Source organism: Varibaculum sp. (assembly GCF_008661855.1).
Lineage (GTDB): Bacteria > Actinomycetota > Actinomycetes > Actinomycetales > Actinomycetaceae > Varibaculum > Varibaculum timonense_A.
Genome location: NZ_RPZY01000025.1, coordinates 1 through 8723 on the forward strand (window position 1 = coordinate 1; position 8723 = coordinate 8723).

Sequence of the window (8723 nt, forward strand, 5' to 3'; positions counted from 1 at the left end):
ATTCGGGGTTCATGCCGTAAATCTTGCCGTCTTCGCCAACGTGCAGCCACACGATGTCATCGCCGTAGAAGTAAACTTCGTAGCGGTCACCCAAGGCGTCCGGGGCTAGCATCATAGCGAGGTTGGTTTTACCGGAAGCTGAGGGGAAACCACCGCACACGTAGTAGGTGTGATCCTTGAGCTTATCCTTAATCCCGATCAGCATGAACTGTTCGGAAAGGAATTCCCCGGAGGCCCAGCCGTCGTAAGAAGCTTGGCGCAGACCGTGGGCGATCTTGCCGAGTAGCGCGTTGCCGCCGTAGGAGGAACCGAAGTGCAAAATTGTGCGTTCGTCGGCTACCGTGGCAAACAGGCGCTTATCCTTATCGGTGCCCTGCCCCAAGTTCTTCAGGTCGCCAGTAACGTGCACTGCGCGCACGAATTCTGCCGGATTTTCCAAATTGTTCAGGTGTTCTACGCCAACCCGGGCCATGCGGATCATGTGAAGAACCACGGTGAGGTTGTCGGTAAGTTCCACTCCGCGAGCCCACTTTTCTAGCGGCGATTTCGGCGGTGCCATCAGGTAGGGCACCACGTACATTGTTTTACTCCGGGAGGCGCCCTTCATGCTTTCCAACTGCCGGGCAGTTACTTCCGTGGCGTCGTGCCAGTTGTTGTAAATTCCGGCTTCTTGCGGATTGTGGGTGGCGACGACGGTGCGTTCCTCGCTGCGCGCCGTGTCCTTGTAGTAGGAGCGGGAGTAGTAGAGTCCATCACCCGCAGGTGCGATTTCACCGGTGGCTAGGCCTTCGGCGATGAGTCGGTCGTCATCCTTTGCGGAAATGACTTCGATGGCAGCGGGTTCGGTAATTCCGGCCCAGTGCGCTACATACTCAGCTACTGCGGGATTTTCCAGCCCGGCATCGCTGAGGATCTTGGCAATGTTATCCATATTTATTACTCCTAAAATTTCGTGTAGTAGAACATTAAATTTAGGATACCCGAAACTTTTGAAGCAAACCTGGATTTAAGTCCTGCCTGGAATAAATAGGAACAAAACCTGGGACGCTGCAGTATGGGCTAGCAAATCCGCTAATAGGAGAGCCCTCTGTAGGCTAGTTAGTTTCTTAACTCTCCCTTTTCTCCCGCCTATGTGTCGGCTAGATTACCCCGACATTACTTGACCAAATAGGGGGCACTCACGCTACTCTTTTGTTAGGCAAGGCTTACCTAATTAAATATTAGAAGGGATATATCGCATGAAAACACGCGACTTCATCAACATTGGCGTTTTTACCGCAATTTATTTTGTGCTAGTTTTCGGCACTGGAATGCTAGGCATCATTAATCCAGCAATGATGTTTGTGGGCTATGCCTTAGGTCTTATCGCTAACGGCGCCGTAATCATGCTATTTAAGTCGCGGGTACCGAAGATTGGCGCCTTGGCATTAATGGGACTATTAGTCGGGATTTTAATGGTAATTACCGGGCACCCCTGGGTTACTGCCCTACTTACACCTTTGCTGGGACTAGCCGCAGACTTCCTCTTCGCTAAAAAATCAGCGGTTTTTCGGGTCCTAGGATACGCCGTCATGTCCGTATGGTACGTGGTGCCCTGGTTCCCGGTATTCATTGACGCTCAGGGCTACTACAAATATATTGCTGACTCTATGGGGACTGCCTATGCAGATTCATTACGCTGGTTCTTGTCACCATGGATGATTGTGGCCTGGGGCGTGGGAATTTTCATTCTCGGGCTTATCGGCGGAGTCTTCGGAAATTCTCTAATGGCGCGGCACTTCCGTAAAGCTGGCATCGCAAAGTAATGAGCCTTCAATGCCAAACTAGCGCCCCCTGATCAGCAGCAAGCTATCACCAAGATCAGGTCACCAGCGCTGAAATCTTAGCAGCTAACCAACGGCATTCCCGGCCAGATCCGCGCACCGTAATACTGGTTATATTCGTATTAAATGCCCTGGTAATGTCGCGACTACCCATAGTGATCACTTTCCTGGTAGCCGGTATTGCGCTCTTGGCTTTACTATTGTCACACTGCTATTCATGGGCGCTAGGTTTCCTCGCCGTGGAAGGAACCTGGGTCGCTTGTATCTATCTTTTCCCCAGAATCTGGCCAAGCGCCCTCACCGCGTTCCTAATGGTTTTAGGCTACTGGATGATAAAGCTCTGCACTGCTGGCGGTCTGGCAGGTTACGCGATTAAAACTATCGTCCCCGGAGAACTCGTAGCCGGTCTTCGCAGCTTACGCATACCGGTAGCTATAACCGTTCCTCTGGTAGTGCTACTACGATTCATACCGACAGTATTTCGAGAATACCGCGCAGTAAGAGAAGCAATGTCCCTGCGGGGATTACAAATGGGATGGCGCGCCCTCTTACATCCCCTCCATTTTCTAGAAATGGTTTTAGTTCCCTTACTGGCATCCTGCGCCCGAACCGCTGATGAAATGACCGCCGCCGGCATGGTGCGCGGTTTAGGATCCACTATTTACCCAAGCACTTTAAAACAGCTGCGATTCAGCCGACTGGATGCCCTCTGGATACTGACGCTAATCGCCCTGATTGCTCTCATCCCCTACTCAGACCATCTAGCTATACTCTCGGGCGGATTCAAATGAGAACCTTAATCGACCAGGTCTCCTTCGATTACCAGTTCAACCCGGACGAAGAAACCTCATCAGCTCACGTAAGCGCAGTCAGCGATATCAACCTCGATTTCCCTACAGGATCCTGTACCTTAATCACCGGTCCTTCCGGAGCAGGCAAGTCGACCCTATTAAAACTTCTGAACGGTTTAATACCCGAACTTTATAAGGGTAATCTCAGCGGACGCACTACCCTTGCTGGTCTCGATACCGTGCAAACCGATATCCAACAATTAGGGCGCACCGCCGGGACAGTTTTTCAAAATCCCCGTTCCCAATTTTTTACGGCAAATGTACTAGAAGAGTTAGCATTCGCGAGCGAAAATGCCGGAGATACCCCCCAAACAACCGCTAACCGAATAGCGGAAGCTGTAAACGCCTGGGGCATTCAGCGACTGCTGGGCAAAGAGTTACGTCAGCTTTCCGGAGGTGAATTACAGCTGGTTGCTTGCGCAGCGGCAGTGGCCGGACCGCAGCAAATCCTGCTTTTAGACGAACCCACCTCTAACCTTTCCCCGGAAGCAATTTCTGCATTCAGCAAAGTCTTACAAAGGCTAAAAAGCGCAGGCTGGACCCTGGTAGTAGCCGAGCACCGCGTTTACCCTCTAAAAGGTCTAGCTGATCAAGTTGCGATTATGGGTGAAGGGCGAATCCAGCATTTATTTACTGCGGATGAGTTTTTTAGCTTGTCTTCTACACAGCGTAAAGAGTTGGGGTTGCGCACCCTAGAAAAACCAGAAATTTGCGTTAGATGTATTCCCGATCAACAGGCAGACGGTATTACCGCAAAAAATTTAAGGTTCAGTTACGGCAAACACCGCGTCCTCAATATTCCTTCCCTATATTTACCTAAGGGAAAAGTAGTTGCGCTAGTCGGCCCGAACGGAGCGGGTAAAACTACTCTCGCACGCACCCTCATCGGGTTAGCTCATCCAGAGAAGGGCAGCGATATTAGTTTTAGCGGCAAATCCTGCCGGGCGGCAGAAAGACGAAACCGCAGTGTGCTAGTAATGCAAGATGTGAACCGGCAGCTATTTGCCGAAACAGTAGCGGGAGAGGTTGTATTAGGAAATGACAATTTTAGTGAAGAGCAGGTGCAGACGCTTCTAGGTGATTTGGGGTTGCAAGGATTATCTGAACGGCACCCGATGACTCTTTCTGGGGGGCAAAAACAACGTCTCGTGATTGCTAACGCCTTGGCGAGCCAGGCAGAGCTTTACGTATTCGATGAACCTACCTCGGGAGTTGACTACCGGCACCTACTATCGATTAGTTCCCAGATTCGCTCACTAGCTGCTAAAAGCAAAGCAGTCCTGATAATCAGTCACGACTTGGAGTTCATCAATGAAGTTGCTGATTATCAGTTATTGCTCTGGTCTCTCGATAGCGGAATAAACGCGCAACTTACTGCAGCTGACCAAGAGAAACATTAAAAGAGGAAGCCAAGTGACTGATAATCAAGTTAGCGAACCAAGGAAAGATACAGCGGCGAATATCAAGCTGACCAGCAAACAAGGTAAAGCCGCATTACGAGAACTCTTAGCTCCTGTACAATTGGCGCTCCGAGTTGGTCGAGTAATGGCGGTTATATCCGCTATTTTGCGAGTTTTTCCGTTCGTTGCCTTAGTGGGGATCGGCAACGAACTCCTAACTTCACTAGGTAATGGCGCATCGCCCAACCAAAGTGTCATCATATTTTGGGTACAGGTGTTAATCGGAACATTTTGTGGAGGTCTATTCGCTTATTTTGTGGGCTTGCTGGTTACCCATATTGCCGATAATCGCTTATCCGCAAGTATTCAGCAAAAGATTATTCGTTTTCTGGGGCAAGCTCCTTTAACTTGGTTTAGTGATAATACTTCCGGTCATGTGCGTAAAGTGCTGCAAGACGATGTAAAAAATCTACATATGCTAGTGGCACACCGCCCCGTAGATTCACTAATCGCTACCTTAATGCCCATATTTTGCGCGGGTTATACCTTTATTATTGATTTAAGACTCGGACTTTTAGTAATTGTTGCGGTGCCGATTTACATCATTGCCTACGCTGTGATGATGCGGGGAATGGGCGATAAATCCTTAGAACTTGATGCAAAACTTGATCAGGTTTCCTCCGCAATGGTGGAGTTCGTGAAAGGCATTCAGGTAGTTAAGACTTTTGGGATCACCGGAAAAGCACACCGCAAATATTCCCATAGCGCCAATGAAGCCTGTGACTATATGGAGGAATGGAATCGGCCAATGGTGCATGCGGCTTCCTTGACCGCCGCCCTCACCTCTACTCCATTGGTAGTTCTCTTATTTGGGATTGTCGGCCCCTGGTTCGTCTCCAAGCATTGGGTTAGTCCGGTAGAAGTAGTTGCCGGTTGTTTAATTGCCATTGCACTTCCCTCATCAATTAACCTAGTAACCCAGCTTGCTTGGAATTATCAGTTAGCGGGTGCGGCAGCCAAAAGGATTCTTGATCTTCTTAGGGTAAAGCCCCTCACTTGCCCCGAGAAATCGACGTCTTTACCTCAAGACGCAAGCATAGAATTTAAAAATGTGTCGCTCAGCTATGGCCATACCCTAGCTTTGGATAATATCTCTTTACGTTGTGCACCCGGTACAGTAACCGCTCTCATGGGACCATCAGGAGCCGGGAAAACCACCCTGGCCAAATTGGCCGCCCGTTTTCTGGATCCCGATACTGGCGCAGTACTAATCGGTGGAGTAAACCTTAGGGAACTGAGTAGAACCGATCTCTACCGTCACCTTGGGTTTGTACTGCAAGATGCGCAACTCTTGCGGGCTTCTATTCGCGACAACATTTCTATCGGGCGGCACGATGCAGATGAAGCCGAGATTATTAACGCTGCTCGCCAGGCGCAGATTCATGACGAAATCATGGCGCTGCCTAAAGGATATGACAGTGTTGTCGGGGAAGATCTGAAGCTATCGGGAGGGCAAGCTCAACGGATTGCAATCGCCAGAACCTTACTATTGGATGCACCGATACTCATATTGGATGAGGCAGCCGCCATGGTAGATCCGGAATGCGAAGCACAAATCCAGAAAGCTATTAACCATCTAATGGTCGGACGTACTGTTCTGGTTATCGATCACCGTCCCGATTCGGTCAAGAACGTCGATCAAATCGTCCTACTTGATAAAGGGCAGTTGGTGGCTTGCGGTAATCACCAGAAGCTAAAAAATATAGAACTCTACCGTCGCCTGTGGTCGGCATCCAATGTTGAGTTTACGGAAAGAGGACGAAACTAAAATGGATAAGTCAATGGGAGCTATCGACATAATTCGAACAAATTTCCGACTCAGCGCCAATTCGCAAAATCACAGCAGAAGTATCAGCTGGGCAACTAGGATTATCAGCGGTATTGCGCAGGGGGTAGGCTTACTTGCGCTGATTCAGCTCGCAAACACCTGGGCTAGCAGGCAGGAAGAAAGCACTCATAACGCTACCCCCTGGATCTTAACCCTGATCGTCACGGCGATTATCGGGGCGATCAGTATCTACATAAGAGATCGCTTCTCCTACGAAGGCGCTTTTTCGGTGATGCGCTCTGTCCATCGCCGCGTTGGGGATCAGTTGGCAAAACTGCCCCTGGGATGGTTCTCCACCGATACTACCGGGCGTTTATCCCGCCTAGGGGCAGCTACTGTCAATGAGCTCGGAAACCTGAGTGCCCATTTGCTCACGGAACTATCCGCCGCCACCGTCACTTTGCTGACACTGCTTACTGGTCTGCTTTGGTGGTATCCCGCCTTGGGCTCAATTTTTGCGTTATGCCTAATCTGTTACCTGATTCTGATGTGGGCACTAACCTACCTCGACAGTGCCGCCAGTGCCTATGCGGCCCCGGCGGCAACTGAACTAGCTGATCGAATCGTAGAATTCTCTACCTGCCAATCCATGCTCCGCGCATGTGACCAGACGATTTATCCCCAAATGGCAACGGCTTTAGCAGAAAATCGCCGCAGATCCACTCGCCGACTATGGGTAGAATGTATCGGGAATTTTCTCGGTGGCATTGCCTCGCAAACGATTTGCGTTGTAATGATTATTTCCAGTGTTCATCTTGCTTTTACTGGAAGCCTTGCTCCCCTGGCAGTGGTGGCGGTTATTGGGATAAGCCTGGAAATCACTCATTACCTTTCCACTATTTCTAATTGTCGAACCGGGCTACTGGCAGTTGGCCCGACAATGGCGACTATTAACGAAGTACTGGATGCGCGCCCTCTGCCCGAGCCAGAAACTTCGCTACCCCAACCATTACCTCATCAAGTTGAGCTTCGAGAGGTTGATTTTGCTTATGGGAACGATAAACAGGTTCTAAACAAAGTCAGTTTCACCGTCGCTCCCCACACTATGACTGCACTTGTTGGCCCTTCGGGCGCCGGTAAAACCACTATTGCCCGCTTGATTTGTCGATTTTGGGATGTAAACTCGGGTGCAGTACTCGTTGGTGATCGAGATGTTAGAGAACTAACGACTGAAGATTTAATGAGCCAAATTTCAATGGTTTTCCAAGATGTCTATCTTTTCGATGACACTTTGGAAGCAAATATCCGCATCGGTAACTCCAATGCCCCTAAAGAGGCTCTACTACGTGCGGCAGAACTAGCAGGAGTCAACGATATTGTCAGCCGACTTCCCGATGGTTGGGATACAAAAGTTGGTGAAGGTGGATGCGCATTATCAGGAGGGGAACGCCAACGAGTTTCAATTGCTCGCGCTATTTTAAAAAATGCTCCGATTGTACTCTTCGATGAAGCTACCAGCGCTCTTGATGCCGAAAATGAAGCAAATCTGCTGCGCTCTTTCGAAGTATTACGTCGCCAATCCACCATGTTGGTAATCGCGCATAAACTCCACACGATTACTCAGGCTGACCAGATTGTGGTTCTAGATGATCATGGGCATGTGGCTCAGATTGGCACCCACAATCAACTAATAAGCTGCCAGGGGATTTACCGAGATTTTTGGAATGAGCGTCAGGCCGCCTCTGGATGGAAAATAGCCGCACATTAGTACGGAACAGGTTGGATTAAGCAAGGACCTTTAAAACTTAAAGAAGCAGTAGCTGGAGTATATTCACTAGAATTTACCGTGGGAACTCTCGATGCTAATGCTCGCTCAGAGGTGTAAATCGAAACCGGGTTGGCTTCCAAAGCCATTGAATATTACGAAGCTCAGAGACTGCTGAATCCCGCGAGGGACGCAGGAGGGTATCGCAACTACAGCGAGTAAGAAGTTTTACTACTTACTTGAATTTATCGACGATATTATTCTTGTCGGGGTTTAGCGGGTTAAATGTTTCGTGAGATAACCGGTGAATAGCTGAGGATGGGTGGCGTGCCACTGGTGCCCTGCGCCTTGGATAACCTCTAGGTGAGCTGTGGGGATAATACTTGAGATTTTGTGGGCGGCAGGCAGGTTTGCTTTATCTTTGCTACCGCAAACCACAGTTACGGGCATGGATAAAGCAGGTAGCTGCGAAGTGAGGTCTAAATCTTTCAAACTATCGAGCACGCTCAGCAGCTCAGGTTTGCTTAGCTGTGGCGGACATACCCATTTTGTTGGTAAAACTCGCATTAGTGTCTTTTGTAGATTCATCAACATTTTTGGGGGTTTAGCTTGCGGAGCTGAAACAAACAGTGAGGACACCTTGCCTGGATGGGTGAGGGCGATATTTAAAGCAATCACTGCACCCAAAGATAACCCGACCAGGTGAACTGGTTCGGTCAGCGATTCAGCAATCTGGGCACATACGTCCTTGAGCGACCAGCAAGGCGGCGGCGGTTTCGTTCTCAAAACCTCTAGAGCTATGCACTCGGTTTGCGGCAGCTGTTTTATTACCGGGTTCCAAACATCACGGGTTTCACCCAACCCGTGCAAAAACACTACCTTTTGCGCATCATTCATTTACGTAGCGCGAAAAAACCTACAACCAGGCTAGTTATTAGAAAACCAGCAACATTTCCAATAGCGGTGACCGGCGAAACCACGTGCGTGAACCCGAAAACAGCAAAACAGATAGCTGCAAATAATAGCCCAACAGCTACCAACACCAACCAGTTACGC

At 49.4% G+C, this 8723-nt stretch carries 8 protein-coding genes; 6 read left to right on the top strand and 2 right to left on the bottom strand.

The window, feature by feature from the left end:
- On the bottom strand, positions 1-931 hold a 931-nt coding region (locus QZT94_RS03100), incomplete at its 3' end, for a phosphoenolpyruvate carboxykinase domain-containing protein (protein WP_296773159.1).
- Positions 932-1238: 307 nt separating this feature from the next.
- Between QZT94_RS03100 and QZT94_RS03105 the strand changes: the two genes are divergently transcribed.
- The 6 genes from QZT94_RS03105 to QZT94_RS08890 all read left to right on the top strand — a co-directional run bounded on the left by QZT94_RS03105 (position 1239) and on the right by QZT94_RS08890 (position 7889).
- Entirely contained in the window at positions 1239-1805 is a 567-nt protein-coding gene (locus tag QZT94_RS03105) for an MptD family putative ECF transporter S component (RefSeq protein WP_024058983.1), read from the top strand.
- A gap of 131 nt (positions 1806-1936) precedes the next feature.
- Positions 1937-2614 (top strand): energy-coupling factor transporter transmembrane component T, encoded by a 678-nt coding sequence (locus QZT94_RS03110; RefSeq protein ID WP_363928425.1) that lies wholly within the window; start codon positions 1937-1939, stop codon positions 2612-2614.
- Positions 2611-4074 carry an ABC transporter ATP-binding protein gene (locus QZT94_RS03115; protein WP_296761661.1) on the top strand — a complete coding sequence of 488 codons (1464 nt, stop codon included), beginning with the start codon at positions 2611-2613 and terminating at the stop codon, positions 4072-4074. The genes QZT94_RS03110 and QZT94_RS03115 overlap by 4 nt, the downstream gene beginning before the upstream one ends.
- Before the next feature lie 13 nt (positions 4075-4087).
- Positions 4088-5902: an ABC transporter ATP-binding protein gene (locus QZT94_RS03120; protein WP_296761659.1), complete on the top strand. Its 1815-nt coding sequence runs from the start codon at positions 4088-4090 to the stop codon at positions 5900-5902.
- Between the two features lies 1 nt (position 5903).
- Positions 5904-7670 (top strand): ABC transporter ATP-binding protein, encoded by a 1767-nt coding sequence (locus QZT94_RS03125; RefSeq protein ID WP_270626915.1) that lies wholly within the window; start codon positions 5904-5906, stop codon positions 7668-7670.
- 129 nt (positions 7671-7799) lie between these two features.
- Positions 7800-7889, top strand: a complete 90-nt coding sequence (locus tag QZT94_RS08890) for a MerR family transcriptional regulator (protein WP_363928424.1) — start codon at positions 7800-7802, stop codon at positions 7887-7889.
- Between the two features lie 51 nt (positions 7890-7940).
- Here the strand turns inward: QZT94_RS08890 and QZT94_RS03130 are convergent, their stop codons facing one another.
- Positions 7941-8564: an alpha/beta hydrolase gene (locus QZT94_RS03130; RefSeq protein WP_296773161.1), complete on the bottom strand. Its 624-nt coding sequence runs from the start codon at positions 8562-8564 to the stop codon at positions 7941-7943.
- Positions 8565-8723 lie beyond the last annotated feature (159 nt).